Annotated in this window: 14 protein-coding genes; 6 read left to right on the top strand and 8 right to left on the bottom strand. The window is 61.3% G+C overall.

Annotated elements, in window-relative coordinates; genetic code table 11:
* The 4 genes from SH809_14895 to SH809_14880 all read left to right on the top strand — a co-directional run.
* Positions 1–235, top strand: a 235-nt coding sequence (locus SH809_14895; GenBank protein ID MDZ4700993.1) for a hypothetical protein, incomplete at its 5' end; no start/stop codon positions are given.
* A 55-nt stretch (positions 236–290) separates the two neighbouring features.
* Positions 291–1,262 (top strand): hypothetical protein, encoded by a 972-nt coding sequence (locus SH809_14890; protein ID MDZ4700992.1) that lies wholly within the window; start codon positions 291–293, stop codon positions 1,260–1,262.
* A gap of 480 nt (positions 1,263–1,742) precedes the next feature.
* Positions 1,743–1,988: a hypothetical protein gene (locus SH809_14885; GenBank protein MDZ4700991.1), complete on the top strand. Its 246-nt coding sequence runs from the start codon at positions 1,743–1,745 to the stop codon at positions 1,986–1,988.
* 2 nt (positions 1,989–1,990) lie between these two features.
* Positions 1,991–2,410, top strand: a complete 420-nt coding sequence (locus tag SH809_14880; protein MDZ4700990.1) for a putative toxin-antitoxin system toxin component, PIN family — start codon at positions 1,991–1,993, stop codon at positions 2,408–2,410.
* On the opposite strand, the gene SH809_14875 is transcribed toward SH809_14880, so the two are convergent.
* Both SH809_14875 and SH809_14870 read right to left on the bottom strand, forming a co-directional pair.
* Positions 2,407–3,174 (bottom strand): hypothetical protein, encoded by a 768-nt coding sequence (locus SH809_14875; GenBank protein ID MDZ4700989.1) that lies wholly within the window; start codon positions 3,172–3,174, stop codon positions 2,407–2,409. The two genes, SH809_14880 and SH809_14875, sit on opposite strands and share 4 nt — an antisense overlap.
* A 992-nt stretch (positions 3,175–4,166) precedes the next feature.
* A complete protein-coding gene (locus SH809_14870) occupies positions 4,167–4,712 on the bottom strand; it encodes a YceI family protein (GenBank protein ID MDZ4700988.1) in 546 nt (181 codons plus the stop codon).
* 500 nt (positions 4,713–5,212) lie between these two features.
* Here SH809_14870 and bshB1 point away from each other — a divergent pair, with 500 nt between their 5' ends.
* On the top strand, positions 5,213–5,965 hold the full coding sequence (gene bshB1, locus SH809_14865; protein MDZ4700987.1) for a bacillithiol biosynthesis deacetylase BshB1: 753 nt from the start codon (positions 5,213–5,215) through the stop codon (positions 5,963–5,965).
* On the opposite strand, the gene SH809_14860 is transcribed toward bshB1, so the two are convergent.
* From SH809_14860 to SH809_14835, 6 genes are all read right to left on the bottom strand, one after another.
* Complete coding sequence (locus SH809_14860) at positions 5,962–7,902, bottom strand: polysaccharide deacetylase family protein (protein ID MDZ4700986.1); 1,941 nt, start codon at positions 7,900–7,902, stop codon at positions 5,962–5,964. The genes bshB1 and SH809_14860 overlap by 4 nt on opposite strands.
* A complete protein-coding gene (locus tag SH809_14855; GenBank protein ID MDZ4700985.1) occupies positions 7,899–10,160 on the bottom strand; it encodes a hypothetical protein in 2,262 nt (753 codons plus the stop codon). Before SH809_14855 ends, SH809_14860 begins: the two co-directional genes overlap by 4 nt.
* A gap of 40 nt (positions 10,161–10,200) precedes the next feature.
* Positions 10,201–10,647 carry a hypothetical protein gene (locus tag SH809_14850; protein ID MDZ4700984.1) on the bottom strand — a complete coding sequence of 149 codons (447 nt, stop codon included), beginning with the start codon at positions 10,645–10,647 and terminating at the stop codon, positions 10,201–10,203.
* 61 nt (positions 10,648–10,708) lie between these two features.
* Positions 10,709–12,274, bottom strand: a complete 1,566-nt coding sequence (locus tag SH809_14845; protein ID MDZ4700983.1) for a glycosyltransferase family 2 protein — start codon at positions 12,272–12,274, stop codon at positions 10,709–10,711.
* An 11-nt stretch (positions 12,275–12,285) separates the two neighbouring features.
* Positions 12,286–15,231, bottom strand: a complete 2,946-nt coding sequence (locus tag SH809_14840; protein ID MDZ4700982.1) for a tetratricopeptide repeat protein — start codon at positions 15,229–15,231, stop codon at positions 12,286–12,288.
* A gap of 53 nt (positions 15,232–15,284) precedes the next feature.
* The gene (locus tag SH809_14835) at positions 15,285–16,481 is read right to left on the bottom strand and encodes an ATPase domain-containing protein (protein MDZ4700981.1); all 1,197 of its coding nucleotides are present in this window, start codon (positions 16,479–16,481) and stop codon (positions 15,285–15,287) included.
* A 400-nt stretch (positions 16,482–16,881) separates the two neighbouring features.
* Between SH809_14835 and efp the strand changes: the two genes are divergently transcribed.
* Complete coding sequence (gene efp, locus SH809_14830) at positions 16,882–17,454, top strand: elongation factor P (GenBank protein ID MDZ4700980.1); 573 nt, start codon at positions 16,882–16,884, stop codon at positions 17,452–17,454.
* The last annotated feature ends 197 nt before the right edge of the window (positions 17,455–17,651 follow it).

Genomic DNA, 17,651 nt, shown 5'->3' with positions numbered 1-17,651 from the left:
GACCGGACTCTCTCCACTGATGGATGAACGTCCGGCCGCGATCATGAACCCGGACATTTTCGGTCGGCACTTTCCGGAAATTTACAACCGGCGCTTACACGGAGAGCCTAATGGTGCCCATGAGAAAACCGGAGCTTGCGATTCGGTTTGGGTAGTAATTATAATGTGGTCGGATGTTCATGGTTATGCCCCTATCAACGCCTTGTTTATTGGTTTTGCACTGATAACAGGCTGAGCCGGACGTATCAGGGCAAAACGCCCTGATCATCAATGGTTATACCGCTCTTCCTATGAGGCACATTACAGCGCTCGTCATCTTGTTCGCGGTCAATCCTGTCGTTGCGAAGCCCTGCCTCACCGAGGCAGAGTGGGGAGACTCCCGCCAGGAGGTCCACCTCAAAGAAGACTCGCCGCTGCGGGTCTGGAACGCCATATCCTCTTGGTATCAGGAGCAGGAGGGAGATCAAATGACCATCACTCGGTACCATTTCGGGGAATCTGGTTTGGACGCCTGCACTCAATACACCGTTGATACGAGCTTCGACCTCGACGCCATCGCGGAGAGCAATGAGCGAGGAGCCGAAGCTATCCGTTCTATGAGCCGTCCTGACCGGCGTGACCGTCCAAGTGGGATTAGATTCGAGTACTGGGGTTGGGATCTGGGCGACACCTTCGCAATAGCCGAGGTGGATAAGGATGATGAGAGCGGGACCATCTGGTACGCGGTGGGTGAGTTGCCACGCAGTGGGCACCGAGACTTGTATAGGTCCTGGACGGGTGCTGATGACTTCTCCGGCGATAACGAGTCAGACATTCCCGCCGACCTGCAAGAGAATCCAGCGCTCAGTCCCATAGAGCGAGTTCATGCTACCACCGATGAATTTGAAGGGGTAACGTGGTACGATGACCCGATGCGCGAGACTGCGGGAGGCGAAGGTGTGACGCTATCTCGGCTGAAGGTGACAGAAGACGGAACGAAGCAATTCGTGTTCGGCCTGAGGTACAAAGGCTCGTCTCGCTACGGAGGCACGTCCTGGATTTTTATGGACAGAGCGGCTTTCCTGATCGACGGCGAGCGCTACGAACTTTCCGATCTCTACGATCAGACCTCACGGGAGAACGATAGCTATGGCGTGACCGAAACCTTTGCAACGTATCTCGATGGAGGCACTGCGGACGCGATTGTCAGAGCCCTTGCCCACTCAGTAGAGGCCGCCGTCCGGCTGTCAGGCCAGAGTGGAAGCCGAGAGTATGAGATCTAAGAACGTGAAAAACGTACCCTCCGCCTGCTCTTGGATATCTATGATTCCGATGATGAGTAGCCCCAACTCGCCAGAGCATCACGACCCAAGTCTGCACCCGTCATGATATTCCCCCGTTAAAGCAGAGAGTAAGCTAAGCCTTACATTGGGGTCGTCTCAGAAAACGGAAAAAATCGTACGCTAAGCCGGTTGCTTAACGTTCATTTCTGTTCCGATTCTACAAAAGGGCCATTTCGCGCTGCACCACCGCTTCCTAAACAACATCGACCGATCGACTCTTGGGAACTCTCCGCATCAGTACGTGCCCTTCGATCCTCGTCCTGTTGATCCGCTGCTGGCGCCAAATAGATCGTGCACCTGGGCGGGGGAGATGGGCCGTCCTTGATCGCCTGACAATTGGCCTGGCGGCTGGGAGAACACCCCGCCTTGCGTGACGTTGGAATTCGTGGTACCCTTGGAGAGTTAGAAAATCTTACGCTTATGACCACGATCACGCTCAAATTAGAAGGGACGGTCGAAAAGACCCTCAAGCGGCTGGCCAACCAGCAGGGTACTTCGCCCGAAGAGGTCGTTCTCGATCTTCTCAAGCGCCTCGATAATCTCCAGTCGATCGAGTACTGGCGCTCTATTTTTGTGCCCCTCGCCGAAAAAGCAGGCATCTATACGGACGAGGATGTGGATCGGCTTATCGAGGAGGTGCGGGCAGAGAAGGCGGCTGAACAGTAGCTATGCGCGTTTTCCTGGATGCCAACGTTCTTATCAGCGCCTACTTCACCCATACTGTAGCCTACGAGCTGCAGCAACGCGTTCTGGCCGAGCACGATCTGGTGCTGGGCCTTTTTGTTGCCGTCGAGACGGAGCGCGTTCTGACAACGAAGATGAAGGCTCCTCCCGAGCAGGTTTCGTTATACCTGAGTGATCTAAAGAACCGGGCCGCACACATGGAGCCGGTGCCCACCGACATGGCCCCCAGGGGGCTGCGCGATCCGAACGACGACGCCGTACTACTCTCCGCTCTTCGCGGCGGGGCAGACGTACTCGTGACCCGGGACAAAGACTTGCTCGACGAGGCGGCGCGCTTCGCAGGCGAGATCGTCATTCTCTCTCCCCGGGGATTTCTGGAGTGGGTTCGGGAAGAGGAAAGCTAGTCGCCACTTCGTCCCTGCTTCTCCTCGTTCAGCCAGTTGGTGCCCTTGTGGATGTTGCCGTCATCATCGATTCGCCCGACCCGCTCCTCAGAAAACCAGTTCGAGCCTTTGTGCAGTGTCCCGTCTTTTGCGATGCGGCCCACTTTCGTTTCGCTCAGCCAACTCGTGCCCTCATAGATATTTCCATCTTCATCGATCCGGCCAATCTTCTCCTCGCTCAACCAACTCGATCCCCGGTATATATTCCCGTCCTCGTCGACCCGCCCCTTGAGCTCCTCGCTCAGCCAGCTCGATCCGGAATAGAGTTTCTTTCCTCTCAGGCCCGCGTGGTCAATCGCCCGGTTTACACGCCGCGGCTCTTCGTCGTCGGAATCCGACGAAGAGCCGCCAAGGAACTTGGCCGCTATGAAAATGACGAGGGCTATAATGGCAAGAACAACCACTAGATAGATCGCGACCGACAACACGAGAAGCCAGAGCCCGAGGAAATACAGCGCGGCGGCAACGCGCGCGCCGTTCTTCATGCCTTGATGGAGAAACCCATCCGTCCAGTCACAGAACTTGACGATGGGCCAGAGAAGCGGGTTAAACACATACCGGGCGAAAAACCCCGTCCCCAGAGAGGCTCGTTCCTGCCGCGCACGAATCCACGCCTCGATGCGCTCGATGACCGCGTTCGTCTGGCTTGAATTGAGCGCGGCTATAATACCTCCGGCTACCAGAGGCAGGAGCAGGAGAATGAGTGTAGACGTGTCTTCATTCATGAGGATTTTCCGCTTCGCTGCTACGCTGCGGCCGTGAGTTTCGGCCGGCCGGTGAGCGGGCAACAGGTGGTACGATCGCCGTGCGGCCCAACCGCCGGGCTCCGTAGTGTGTCCCCCGGCTACGGCGTCCTGTTAGGTACTACTTTAGCGAATCGTTCGCAAGGGGCGCCGTAAACTCGCCGGGCCGTCCTTGTTATAACCGTTCGGGGAGGAGCGCGCGCGGGGGCGCGGGCGGGCCTTGGCCCGAGAGAGGATCTTGACCCCGTGGGCCCGAAGACGACCTCCGGCCAGGCGAGGCGTCTACATCAACCAACGAGACCGCGACATCCTGATCGACGCGCGGCAGCTCTGGCGGGTCGAGGCGCGCGCGAAGCCGGTACGACCACCGCTTGAAATAAGGCCGGGTGCGAATTAGAACGGGATGCTTATTCCCGTGAACGAAAATGGCCTGGTTCTCCGAAGGCGTGCGCACCTCATCGCTGGTCAAGAGGGCGCGCGGCGCCTCGGATCGCCGGGCCTGCGGCCAGGGGTTTGTGGGCGTGGATTTGCTCGAGCAAGGCCATAGTAGAAAAATGGTATCCGATCTGGCGCAGAGTGGTGTTTTTTAAACGCCAGCCTGTCATCGCGAACGAACGCAGCGGCGCCAGCCGATGCGGCAGCTGAGCGACCTCCTTGAGATGGGTGAAGTGCTCGGCTCAAGGAGGTTTATTCGCTTCGCTCATCAGTCGCTGCGCTCGTGTCTCCGCTCTCACGCCGGCAAGCCGGCGTTTTCGGTCGAGATGACATCATTTTGGGGGGGTTTGACATAGTTCAACTCCTGATTCGCATACATCATAATCATCCACGCGCGCGAGGCGCGGGTCGTTGCGATCGAACACCGTCCCGCCGACGAGGCGCGTGTGTTTGCCGGTTGCAGAAAAGCCACGCACCTTAAATGATGCGTGGCTTTTTATTCCTCACGGCTCGATGGATCAGGTAATCCGCAGGAACCCTTACGCCTGCTTCACCGCCTGCACATCCAGCACGAGCTTCACCTCCTCACTCACCAGCAACCCGCCGGCTTCCAGCACCGCGTTCCAGTTCAGGCCGTAATCCGTCCGGTTGAGCTTGCCCGAGGCCGTGAATGCGACCTTCTCGTTGCCCCACGGGTCTTTCGCGCTACCCTGAAACTCGCCCTTCAACTCGATCGGCTTCGCCACGCCGCGGATGGTCAGGGTGCCGGCCATCGTGAACTCGCCGTTGCCTTTATCAACCACGCCATTACTCTTGAACTGCAGCGCCGGATGCTTCTCGGCGTCGAAGAAATCGGCCGAGCGGAGGTGGTTGTCGCGGTCGGTGTTGCGCGTGTCGATGGACGCGGCCTGGATCGAGGCGCTCGCGGAGAGGGCGGCGAGGCTCCCGCCGGCCTGGACTGTGCCTTCAAGCGCCCCGAAGGAACCCTTCACGCTCGAAATGCCCAGGTGGCGGACCTGAAAGCCGATCTCCGAATGCGATGCGTCGATCGCGTAGGTGCCTTTTGCCAGTTCTATGGTCGTCATGGTGTTCTCCTTTTTCGGTTCGTTGTGCGTTCGGTGCCCCCGTGTCTGCATGCACGGCAGCTGGTTGTTGGTACGCCGGACCGATTATATGTTTCAACATATTTCTATGTCGAATTAATGTTATCACACACATTTACAAGAACGTAACAATTGGAGGCTTACGAACCGCCGCGGTCGTCTTCGGATTGCCCCTGCGCCTCGTATCTTCGTTTCTGAGAGCACGAGAAACCGTTGCGATTTTGCAATCGCCCCCTTTTCGTCATCCCCAACTCGATTGGGGATCCATGCTATGTGTGCGGATTTGCATGGATCCCCGCTTTACTTCGTGAGTCGCTTCGCTCGTTTCGTGAGGAAGACGAAACAGGAGAAATGCGGTATTCCTACGTCATACCTACATCTCCAAAGGAGTAGACAGTAAAATCTCAAGTTTCTGAATCATGCGTGCATGAGCAGGCTCGATGGCGAGCGCCGCCATCCCTCATCCATAACCCCCTCTCTCAATGCTCCATCTGCTGGCCCTGGCCGCCCATCCAGACGACGTTGAACTAGCCGCCGGCGGCACCCTCTGCCGGCTGACAAACGCCGGATACCAGGTAGGGATCGTCGATTTCACGCGAGGCGAACTGGGCAGCCGGGGGACGCCGGAGGGCCGGCTTGAGGAGGCGCGGGAGGCGGGTGAGATCCTGGGCCTGACGGTCCGCGAGAACCTCGGGCTGCCGGATGGGGACATCGAGAACTCGAAAGTGAACCAGCTGCGTGTGGTCGAATCGCTGCGCCGGCATCGCCCCCACATCGTGCTGATCAATGCAGCGGTGGATCGTCATCCCGACCACGGCGCGGCGCACCGGCTCGCGATGTCGGCTATCTTTTACAGCGGATTGCGGAAGGTAGTCTCCGCCGAGCCGGATGGCGCTCCGCAAGAGCCGTGGCGGCCGCATCACATTCTACAATACATGCAGACCACCCCGTTTGAGCCGACGCTGGTGGTGGATGTGAGCGATGTGTGGGAACAGCGCACCCGGGCCTTGCTGGCGTTTAAGTCGCAGATCGCGAACCCGGACTATGTCCCGGCCACGGACGAGCCGCAGACGTTTGTATCCAACCCGCTATTTTTCCAGTGGATCGAAGCGCGGGCCCAAACCTTTGGGTACAGCATCGGGGCGACGCATGGCGAGCCGTTTCGCTACGAGCAAGGGCCGCTCGGGGTCTCGGATCTGGTGGCGTTCCTGGACCGGGAGAAGGCATTCCGCTAACGGCCGGCGGAGGAAGATAGGACGGTGGGCGCCATGCGCACTCGGAGGGTCGTGGTGCCTGGCGGAACGTGGTCGATGAGGAGATGCAATTCGCGCGTGACTTCGTCGAGGCGCCAGGTGGCTCCTTCTACATCCAGCATATCGCTGGTGCGATCGTAGAGCAGCAGGGTGAGCCCGACCGCTGCCACGGATGATGCACCGGCGTTATCGATCTCGATTTCGTAGCCGTCGCCGCGCCGGCTCGGCGTCATCCGCACCGCCAACTGGCTCCGTTGCCGCCACCAGGCGTCGATCTGGCCCAGCGTGGCCATCCAGCTCCCACGCATCCGGGCGTGGCCGGCCAGCGCTTCGATGACATCCGCGCGGCGTTGTGTCAGCGCCTGGATACCCGGCTGGAAACCGTAAAGAAATAGCCCGCCAGAGGCATCGACGCGGTCGAGGTCGCCCTTGAGCGCCGAGGCCATCCGTACGATCATGGCGTTGGTGGAGGGTTGATTGCTCCAGTACGCCGGATGGGTCAGTTCGCTTGGATGCATACGCAGCATCGGTCGCGCGGGAGAAACTGAGATGAGGAGCGAATCCCGATAATCGAGCTCGAGGTCCCAGCGAATGAACGTCGGCTCCCGCCGCACGGGGGCCGCGTCGAGCACATAGGCGAAGCCGAGGTCGTGGGCGGACTTGAGGGTTTCCACATCGAACAACCCGTCCGGCGGATAGAGACCGACGGGGCGACGGCCCGTTTGCGTCTGGAACGCATCGATCGCCATGGAAAGCCGCTGGAGTTGTAGCGGGGCGGGCTGGCCGGCCAGGAGGTCGTCGCTGTCGGCGGAGAGGGCTACCTCGCCGGTGGCGGCCATGCGCGCGACCATCTGCGGGTAATACAGCGTCTCGTCGGTCGTCAGGAAAAACGTAGCCGGCGCCTGCTCCGTCTGCAGGGCTTCCAGCAAGACATCCATCACCGTCAGAAACTGATAGGGCTGGTGCCCTACTTCCGGCAAAACGGCCAGCGCGAAGGCCGACCGGGCGCCGTTCGGCCAGGCCCGGAGGGCGACCGTCGGTGTTTCCGTCAGGCAGGCGATGGCATTGACGATGAGCCTCTGGAAGACATGCTGGGACTCCGTGTCGTGCGAGACATCGGTGCCCGAGAAACCCAGCCAGAGGAAGGCGCCATTTCCATACTGTCCGTACGCCAGCAGCGTCGGATCGTCGGCGAGGAGTTCACCGGCGTAACTCTGCGTCGTCCCGAGCGATTCACCCCGGAGTGGCACGGCCAGCGTCACGCCCGGGGCGCGGCCCACGTTAAACCGATACCCATCGGGCAGTCCGGCCGTGACCGGGTGACCGCCCTGGAGCGTCACATCCACCCCGTTGATGGTATCCGGCAGCACGCCAGCGAGGCGCAGCCCAAAGACCTCCTGCATGAACGCGTCGTCAGCTTCCACGCCGAGTGCGGTCGCGGCGCCGGTGGGCCCGGATGCGATCACACCACCGCCGCGTTCCATGAAGCGTTTCACGGCGTCGCGGTGTGCCGGGGAGAGCGACTCGGACGCCGGCAGCACCAGCAGGCGCATCCCACTGAGCGCCGCATCCGTGAGGCTCGAGTCTTCCAGAATGCGGTAGGGTATATCGAGTCCCAACAGCAGATATTCCCACCCCCGCACGGCCCGATCCGCTACTTCACGCGAAGCGGCAACGACCGGATCAGAGGAACGCATGGGCGCCAGCACGCCCACCGGCGGGGTTCGTGCCTCGGTCATCCACCCCAGCGCATTTGCCAGTTCGGCGGAGGGCCGGGTGAGGAGGACATCGGGGTGGACGCCCTGGGCCGGAGCGAGGCCTGGCATGGCGCCGGCCAGAGCCCCTACAAGCACAACGACCAGCACCAGACGCCAGGCGGGATGGCCAGGATAAACGTGCGCTGTCGGGAGCTGGATCATGGTGCGTGGGCAGGACGGAGCGCGGCGAGGGCCGGCGCCGGGCGAGCGGGAGACGGCGCGGCGGATAGGATCTCCATGCCCTCAGGAACGATGTCGATGTGGTACAGCCGCGTCTGGAGCGGGCGCAGGGCGCTGATCTTGATGATCACCATCGTGTTACCCTCGATCAACTCGTGCTGCGGCACCGGGCCGCCTATCAGTTCGGGGCGGATCTGAATGCTGACGGCCGGCTGGCCAAGGTCGATCAGGATGCCCAGTTGCCGGACTGTTTCGCTGTTCTGATTCGATATCTGGAGCACCACGCGGGCGTCGCTGCTTCTATTGAGCGATACCTGAATCGCCTGGCGTTGGCGCCACCAGGCGGCGAGCTCGTCGCTTGTGGCCACCCAGAACCGCTCGCTTTGTAGAGCGAGGGCCGTCTGGAGCACCGAAGCGCGGTACGGCGCACGGGCCAGTCCGGTATCGTGAACGACCAGCTGATAGACACCGCCTTCCAGGGCCACGCGCCGGTAATCGGCCCGCTGGAGATCGACGACCGTATCCGGATCTATCTCTCCGAGCCGGCTGATGAGTTCGAGGTCTGTCCCGCTCTGTGCGTTGAACTGGGTGATCAGCGGCGCGATATCCAGCATCACCTCCGGCGCGGTGCGCGTGGCGATTGAATCGGGCAGGACATTTTGGAACCCCGTGAACTGGAGCGCGCGAAGGAGTCGTTTGCTGAGCCGGCCGGGGTCGGCCGGCTTGTAGGAGGTCACCGGCACCGCCGTTTCCGTTTCAAGGGCCATCTTCAGCGCCGCGAGTCGGCTTTCATGCGACAGGCTCGATTCGCCGCTATCGCTGCCCGGAGCGTCAAGCAGGCCCACCCTCCCCGCTCGGGTGAACGGTCGCACATCGCGCGCCGGCCCGCCCTCCTCGGGGGCCTTTAGGAAGAAATCGGCTCGAAGCTCATGTGCTCGAAACGAATCCGCGAGTGCCTCCAGGTTGGTCAGATCGCCGTCGCCTACGGCCGCGATCAGTGCCCCGGCGTCGTAGGGTGCCGGCCAGTCCTTCAGCCAGGCGGTTGGCGCCCGTCGCAGATAGTTCATGACATTGATGAAGAAGCGGTCGATCACGACGACATCTTCGGGATTACGACCGATGCCCATCGCGTCCCGTCGAAAGCCGGAATAGACAAAGCGGCTGCCGTAGTTCAGTCCGTAGACGATGCCGGTATGTTCGTTGAGTTGTTGCGGCTCCAGATGTCGACCCCATTGGCCCCAGTAGCCCACCACTTCCGTGCTATCGCCCACAATTTCGAACCGGACCGCCGGGTCAAAAACCTGGACGTTGAAGCTGTACCCGCCCGGCATCCCAGCGGTGAGAACGGTATTCCCGCGCAGCGCGAACTGCTCCATCCCGAAGCCGGTGTATGTATAAGGCGCCTGCCGGCCCGTCCGATCGCCCTGCCAGCTGTAAAACGTGAGCTTCACGGCCTGACGGGGAAGCATCACCCCGTCGATATCGCGCAGCGGCAGCGTGAGGGTGTCCGCCAAAACGTAGTCTTCGCGCGGAGGCAGAGCGGAGGTGGGGGCGACATAGCGATACTGCTGTAGCGGTGCAAACGACTGCGCCGTTTGCAGCGCCGGCGCATCGGCAAGGACGGGCAGGTAGATACCCGGCTCGGCAAAGCCCGGATGGATCGACTCATGCGCCCGGTAGTTGCCCTGGTAGCGATCTACATAGTCGACGAACGCGATGCCAAAGGCTTCTTCGAGGAACGACCATCCGCGGATGGAGCCGTCCTCCCGGTAGTAGCCCGGCATCCAGGAGGCGTATACGCTGCCGCCGGCTTTCATGAAAGCCAGCACATGCGCCACTTCGCGGTCGCTCATGGCCAGCGCGGCCGGCAGGATGAGCACATCAAAATGATCGGTGGAAAGGCCAGCCTCCAGGTCGCTATCGGAGATGCGGCTGTAGGGAAAGTCGTAGTCGGGCGAGCTGAGGAATTCGTGCCAGGTGGCGAGCAGGTTATCGAGCCAGCGGGAGGTCGAGTCCTGCGGGTTGATATCGCGAATGTCACGGGTATAATCGCTCGCCAGCAAGGCGATGCGGGGCGGCTCGCGGTCCTCGCCCGTTCGGGGGTAAAACTCCTTGATGCTGAACGTGCCCAGGGCGCTTTCGAGCAGCAGGACATACACGAGGACGCCGGCGGATAACGCCGTAACCCCGAGGGTCATGAACCACAAGATATTCACTTGTTCGAGCTCGAAACGGGCCATGGTCCTCAGCTTTCAGAGTCAGTGACGCACGATTGGGGAATCAGACCGCGCTGTCGGGTTTCCCCGCATCGGCGCGCGGGGCGGCGGCCGGCGTGCGCGGCACGAAGCCGTCGTCCGTGTATTCCCAGAAGAATGAGCTGAGTGGCATGCCGGCCGCGGCTCGCTGCGGAAGCTGGCCGGCCTCCCCGGAATCTGGAATAGCGTACTGGCTGCTCATCTCGACATACCGCCCCGAAGGGGGCGTCGTGCCGGTGGGCGCCATATACGTGCGCGCTTCCGCTGGCGCGGAGTCCCCACCGGTCATCATCATGCCCGGCTGGCGAACGGCCATCAGCACGTGTGGATCGGCGACAGGCTGCTCCTGGCGTTCGACGGCGTTGCCTCGCAGTTCGCGCATTTTGTAAAGCACATACGCAGCCACAGCGAGAATAAACGTGGCTACCGTACCGACCAGAATGATGGTGGAAAGGATCGGGACAATCTCCATGGTGGTTTCCTCTATATTTACCGGGGTTCCGTCAAAAATCAGGCCATCACATAGCTCTTATTCAGGCCTGCTGCCCAATTCGTTCCAATTTCCCCCAGACCATCCCAAGCCCGAGGAATTCCTCGATGGTTGCAAACGTTTTGCAGACATCGATGATGAGAATGAAGAAGAGTCGATAAAAGAGCGAATAAAAAATCAGCCGGGCTTCCTCTTTTTCGACAGCCACACAATACAGGGCCGCGATGAGATCAAGGATCGTGAGACTAAGCCACCAGTAGGCCAGGAAGTAGATCAAGCCGAAGGCGGTGGCTATGAAGATGAAATAGAGGTTCGCGAAGACGTTCATCACCGGCCAGATAAGCGACTCGAACGCCAACGACCAGAGCACGACCGTACCGCCGAAATTGATCGTCGGGTTAAAAAAGAGGTCGCGGTGTTTACGAATCGCCTGGATGATGCCACGAGTCCACCGATACCGTTGCTTGAGCAGGTTGGTGAGCGTGTTCGGGGCTTCGGTGTAGGAACGGGCGTTGGGTTCGTATTCTACGCGCCATCCCTGCCGAATGATCTTGAGCGTGAGGTCGCAGTCCTCGGCGAACGTGTCGGAGCTGTAGTAGCCGGCGTCGACAATCGCCTGTTTCCGAAAGAGCCCGAGCGGCCCTGGGATAATGTTGACGAGTTTAAACAGGCTCTGGGCCGAGCGGGCCATGTTGAGACCCTCGACATATTCGAGCGCCTGAAGTGTGGTCCAGATGTTATCCCGATTATCCACCTTTACGTTGCCGGCGACGGCCCCGATATCCGGCTGGTCGAAATGCCGGATCGCCGCCTTGAGGGTGTTCGGCGAGAGCTGGGAGTCGCCATCGACACACAACACAAAATCGTACTCTGACACCTGGATGCCGGCGTTGAGCGCGGTCGACTTCCCACCGTTCGGTTTTTCGACGAGTTTGACGTGCGCCTTACCGTAGTTGCCCACCAGCGATCGGGCGATAAACGCCGTGTCGTCCTTCGAACCATCGTCGACGATGATGATCTCGTACTGGGGATAATCGAGGTGCAGGAGCGAGTGGATCGTCGTCTGCAGCAGCTTGCCTTCGTTGTACGCCGGCACGATGATCGACACCGGCGGCAGGTGGCGCGGCGTCTCTTCGGTGAGGGTGTGCTTGGTCGTGGCCAGGTACGCGGTATTCAGCTGCGTAAGGTACCGAATCAGAAGGATGATCAGGAACAGCACCAGCGCGACGATAGACGAATAGACACCCAGCCCCTGCCACGACAGCGTGCTTTTTTTGCCCGTCCACCGCAGGAGGAAATTCCCGGGATCCTCCATGAAGACATAGATCACCACGAAGAGGAAAAACGACAGGCTACCGTAGGTCAGGATCCGCATGAGATACTTGCGGCCCTTGTCTTCGACGACATCGGCGCGGGGCACCACGATCGGCTGGAACGGTATGCTGGAGATGGGCTGCGGCAGGCCGCTTCGCGACGCACGCGCCGGCGCGACGACGCCTTCACGCCGCGCAGACGACGCCCCACCCCCTTCGGCCGGCACCCTCGGGCCGTCTGCTCCACCCTCGGAGCGCACCTGCAGCCAATCCCGCAATTCTTCTATAAAACCCATGTTAATGCCATCTAAAGCGTCCAGTACAGGGAGCCGGAAAATACCACCATGCGATACCGATCGTCGCGTAGAATACCGGTGCCCTCGAGGAAGCGCACGGAGTAGCCGGCGCTGGCGCTGAGACTCACCGATACCTGATCGACGATGCGGTAGATCAGGTCCGACTCGATCCGCGCCGCGATCGCGTCGCGACGGTAGGAAACGAGGCCCGTGGTGGCGCGCGCGCGGATGTACCAGTCGATCTTAAATTCGCGCTCGTACTCCACCCACATATCGTATGCACGGTAATCCTGGGGGGAGAAGTACGTCTCGAGGATGTCCCGATAGTTGATCCCGTTGTAAGAGAGCCCGAAACGGGTAAAGGGTACGATCAGGTAGCTACCTTCAAGGCGGAGATCGGTACCCACGTTGTCTCCGACCCCGGTGGCTGTGCTATCCGCGAGGCCGCGAACGGCGTTCACGGCGAGGCCGCCTTGCAGGCTGAGTCGGTCATTTTTCAAGAGCAGCTTGCGCCCTTTCGCCTCGAACTGGGTAAGGCGCAGGCCGAACTGACCGCCGGCCGGCGACCAGAGCACCGTGGCGCCCTCCGTGTTGCGCAGGCCGAGCGAGAACTGGTAGTCGCCGGCGATGCGGTTCAGGTAGGTGATCTCCGCGAAACCGGTCGTGCGGCCGCCGGCGTAATCGAACAACCCGGCCGACAGCGACATCCGGCTCGTGAACGACGACGCGTCGCGCGCGGGGTTGGCGAGGTTGAAGATCCCCCCGACCATCACCTGATTGGTCCGCTCCAGCGAACGGCCCGAGTCGGGCAGCAGCCGGCGCGTGCCGTTCTGGAAATGGGAGATGAGGCCGGCAGTGAGCACAAACGGGTGCGGCTGTCGGGGGATGGTGACCTGGGTGAGCATCCCCTGGGCCCAGTGTTCATAGCGGGTGATCGTGCCCCGGGCGGCGATGTACTGGGAGACCGGCACGAAGAGGCCCACATAGTCGGTATCAAGCAGGTGCTCGACGAGCATGATCCGCTGACTGAGCCGTTCCTCGGCGATCGGCTCGAGACGGGAGAACAGCGCCAGGCGTTCGACGTGGTCGTGGTAGACGGAATCCGACTGGTTAAACCGGCGGGACTCGTCGTAGACCTGAGCGAGGAGATCGCGGGCTTCCATGTCGCGTGGATTGCGCGCGACCATGGCCTCAAGATCGCGGATGGCGCCGGCATGGTCCTGGATGTAATACCGGTAGCGCGCGATGCGGCTCGCGAGGGCATATTCATACTGCAGGGCCTGCAGACTCTCGAGGATACCGATCGCCGCGCCATACTGGCCGGCGGCGGCATGCACTTCGGCCATCTCGACCAGCGCGGCGCGCGGCCGGCGGCCGGCTACCAGAAAGTACCGCTCGTAGGCCTCAACCGCCGCCGTCACATTACCGAGTCCGCCGAGCATGCGGGCCTCGCTCAGCGCCTGCGTCTCGCGCTCCACCGCGCGGCGCTGGATCGCGCGCTCGATCCGGGCGTCGATCGCATACATGCGGTTTCGATCCGACGGCGCGCCGACAGCAAACGCCCGGCGCAGATGACGATCGGCTTCGTCCTGGTTCCCCAGGGCCAGCTCGCGTTCGGCGCGATCCAGCAGGGCGTCGGCATCTTCCGGATACCGCTGGAGGTGGGTTTCGAGGTACCAGTCCGAACGCGGCGTGATCTCGCCGGAAGCAATTTCGAGACGTGCGTAGAGCAAGCGATAGTCGACATCCGTCGTATCGAGTGCCAGGAGCCGCTCGGCCTGGGAGAAGGCTTCAGTGAACAGGCCGTTTTGTGCGAGCAGGCCAGCGTAGTCGAGACGGGTAGCGCTATCTTCCGGGTACGAGGCCAGCATCCGCTCGTAGAGTATGAGCGCCTCGTCGGAGCGTCGCTGGGCCAGGAACGCGTCGATCAACTCGCGGAGCACATCGCGGTCGTTGGATTCATTGGCGAAGCGTGCCTCGAGCTTCGCCATATACCCTTCCGCCAGCATGGCGCGTTCGGATTCGAGCATTGCCAGCCGGCGAACATAGGCCGTATCCTGGGGCGACATATAATCCTGATCCAGCAGCACCGTGTACGCCTCCGCGATACGGCCGGCGTCGGCGAGGGCATCTACCAGCCGGAAGCGGAGCGTCTTATCGTAGGGATGTTGCTGGAGGAGAAACGTATATCGATCGACGGGATACGCCGGAGTGGAGCCGGCTGAAGCCACCAGCCCGCGGTCGATGGTTTCGTACATCGCGAGCCAGCGTTGGGTCTCGGTGTGGCGCTCGGAGAGCAGCATGAGCTGGTCGTAGGCGTCGGCGTATCGTTTGTACGCGAGGAGCTCTTCGATAAACCGGTACCGACGTTCATCGAGCAGCGGTTGCTCGGTCGGATTCGCCGCGCGCACGGGCGGCGGGGTGGTAAGACGGTCGATGACAGCGCGCCCTTCCCGAGTAGCCTGCAGACCCTGGCGCGCCTCCGTGCTGCCGGGCGCGAGTCGGAGCGCCTGTTCGAAGGCCTCGACGGCCCCATCGTACTTACCCTGCCACAGCCGGAAATACCCAAGGCGCATGTAGAGGTCCGCATCCGTCGGGAAAAAGGCGATATAGCGCTGGGCGACACGCTCGCCGCGGGCGTTGTCGCCGTCATACGACGCCAGGGCGACGAGGAAGCGGTGGACGGACTCCGGGCTGCCCTGCATGCCCTGGAGGTAGACGTCATATTGATGGGCGGCCTCTCGAAAACGACCGGCATCGTAGAGGGCATCGGCGTACTGGCGGCGGGCCTGGAAATCTCCCGGATTCGCGGCCACATAATGGCCGAGCACGTCGATGTCTCGCGCCGGCGCGCCGGCAACCGGCACGGCCTGCGCCTGTACATCGCTCAGCTGCGCGCCGGCCGGGCGGGCCGCGAATAGCAAGCACCAGAAAACGATGTAAACAATATCCTTCATGAAGTCAGGGCGCTTGTCGCAGGCATCGCGTGCATGGCAATCGGGCAAGAGCCTCATCGGGCCTCCATGGCGTACGCCATGAAATCTTCGGCGCGCTCGAAGGGCTGCCCATCGGGTACGACTACCACCGAGACGCTTTCCAGTAGATGTTGCTGGCTGGACGGGTACTCCCGAGCGAGGCTTTTCTGTAAGGCATCGAAGAACCGCTGCACCAGGTCCGGCCGCGCTTCGGGCATGAGCACGACCAGCCGGCGAGATGTTGGGTCGACCAGGAGTCGGTCATCCGCCCTCAAAACGCGTTCCACGTGGTCCGCCAGCTCAGGAAACGGAACCGGAGAGGGCGTCGGGTTATTCGCATCGATTCGGAGCGCCATCAGCGTAAACGAGCCCTTATCCTGGCCGCGTCGCTTGTAACAGAGACGCAGGGCGTCGACAAACTCGGCTCGATCCACGATGCCCCCCGCCGGCTGGGCGGCGAAGGCCGGCGTGGCCGCGCGCGCGCCGGCGGCCTGCTCAACCGGGCTGAACGAGTGCGCCTTCTTGCCGGCGGCCGTCCGTACGCGCAGGGGACCACGGGCCGATGGTCTCGGCGCGCCCCCTTCCGAGGCGATATCCCAGTGCTCGATCTGTTCGTGAAGCACATGCCCGATGCCCGGAAGGAGCGTCATCCGACGGGTTGCCCCCGCGCTTGATGAAGCATCGAGTTCGAGATGGATGCTCCCACTAACGTAGTTGCGTACAAAATCGATGATCTTCTGGGAGACCGGATTGATCGGATCCGGCAGCAGCAAGAGAATCGTCGTCTCCGTAGCGCTCAGCGCTTCGAGGGCGCCGAGAAAGGCCTGGCGGAACCCGTCGAACGAGCGGAACTGCATGAACGGCATGAAGTCGTTGATCACGACGCGCATCGGCCGCTCCTGCGCGACGATGGTGACGAAATCGCTCAGGGCGCGCGCGGCCATCTGATCGTCCAGATGATGGAGCCCGGAGACGTCGGGAATCCAGAGGAGGCGGACGAGGCCCTGTTCGTAGGCGCCCTGGAGGTCGAAGGAGACAGAGTCCGCCTGGATGAACCAATCCTGCGGCCGGCCAGGCGAAATAAAAAGGCACGACTCGCCTTGCTCGACGCCGGCCTGAAGAAACATCATGGCCAGCAGGCCGCGTCCGCTGGCCGCATCTCCGTAACATAGATAGGTGCCGCCCTGGTATAGACCTCCCCAGGAGGCGTCTACCGCGTCAATGCCAGTCAAGATTTGGGGAACGTGAGCCACGTGTGATTCAGAGGTAACTGGTAAGAGGCCCCTGGTGCGCTGTTGCCACGACATGCGGGGCATAGACCCGACGAGCGCTGCGTAGCCAGGATCGGAATAGGCGATGCGAGGACTAGTACACGATCTGATGGATTGTATTTCGGGGATTAAACTTTTTCTATCTGAATTCGTTGCACCTACTCTTTTTTACGGACGGAAGGGTCTATTTAGCCGGTGAGGCGCGTTCTGGTGCGTTGATTCCATCCCGGCTGATCCGCCGCTTTCACTGCGGCGCCTCTGGCGCGCCAGCCGTAGGACGTGGTATATTCGGGGGCCTGTGTACAGCCTCGAGGATTCGCCCGCCGTACAACCAACCAAGTAGACGATAGTTATTACCCTTATGGCGGATACCAGCGATTTTCGAAATGGATTGACGATGATCTGGAACAACGATCTCTGGACGATTATCGATTTCCAGCACGTGAAACCGGGCAAAGGCGGCGCATTCGTGCGATCGAAACTGCGCAATGTGCGCAGTAGCAAGGTGGTTGATAATACGTTTCGCGCCGGCGAACGCATTGAAACCGCCCGCATCGAGCGCCGGCCTCACCAGTTGATCTACCAGGACGATCTGGGGGTTCACTTCATGGATGCCGAGACGTACGAACAGATCACCCTGCCGAAAGAGATGGTCTACCGCCGCGAATTCGTCAAGGATGGCGGCCTGGTGGACATCCTCTTCCACGCTGAAACGGAAAAAGCGTTGACAGTGGAAATCGCCACAAACGTTGAACTGGCGGTCACGAACACGGAACCGGGCATCAAGGGCGACACCGCCACCGGCGCCACTAAGCCGGCCACGATGGAAAGCGGGGCGATCGTCCAGGTCCCCCTGTTTATCAACGAGGGCGATGTGATCCGCGTTAATACGGATACCCGGACGTACGTTACCCGTATTTCGTCGGCCGCCTGATTGCACAGGCCTGGCTGCCCGCCATCTGCACCCACATTATTATGGATCTGTCCCAGATACGAGAACTTTTAAAAGTCGTCGCCGAAAGCGGCGTGGCCGAGGTTGAAATCGAGGAAGAAGGCTTCCGCATGGTCGTCCGCCTCTCCTCGCCGACCATCTCCTTCCAACCGTCCGCGGCGCCCTACCCCCCCCTGTAT

This window comes from Rhodothermales bacterium, assembly GCA_034439735.1.
Taxonomy (GTDB): Bacteria; Bacteroidota; Rhodothermia; order Rhodothermales; family JAHQVL01; genus JAWKNW01.
Note: the sequence above shows the minus strand (reverse complement) of the source record. Positions and strands in the feature narration are given on the sequence as shown.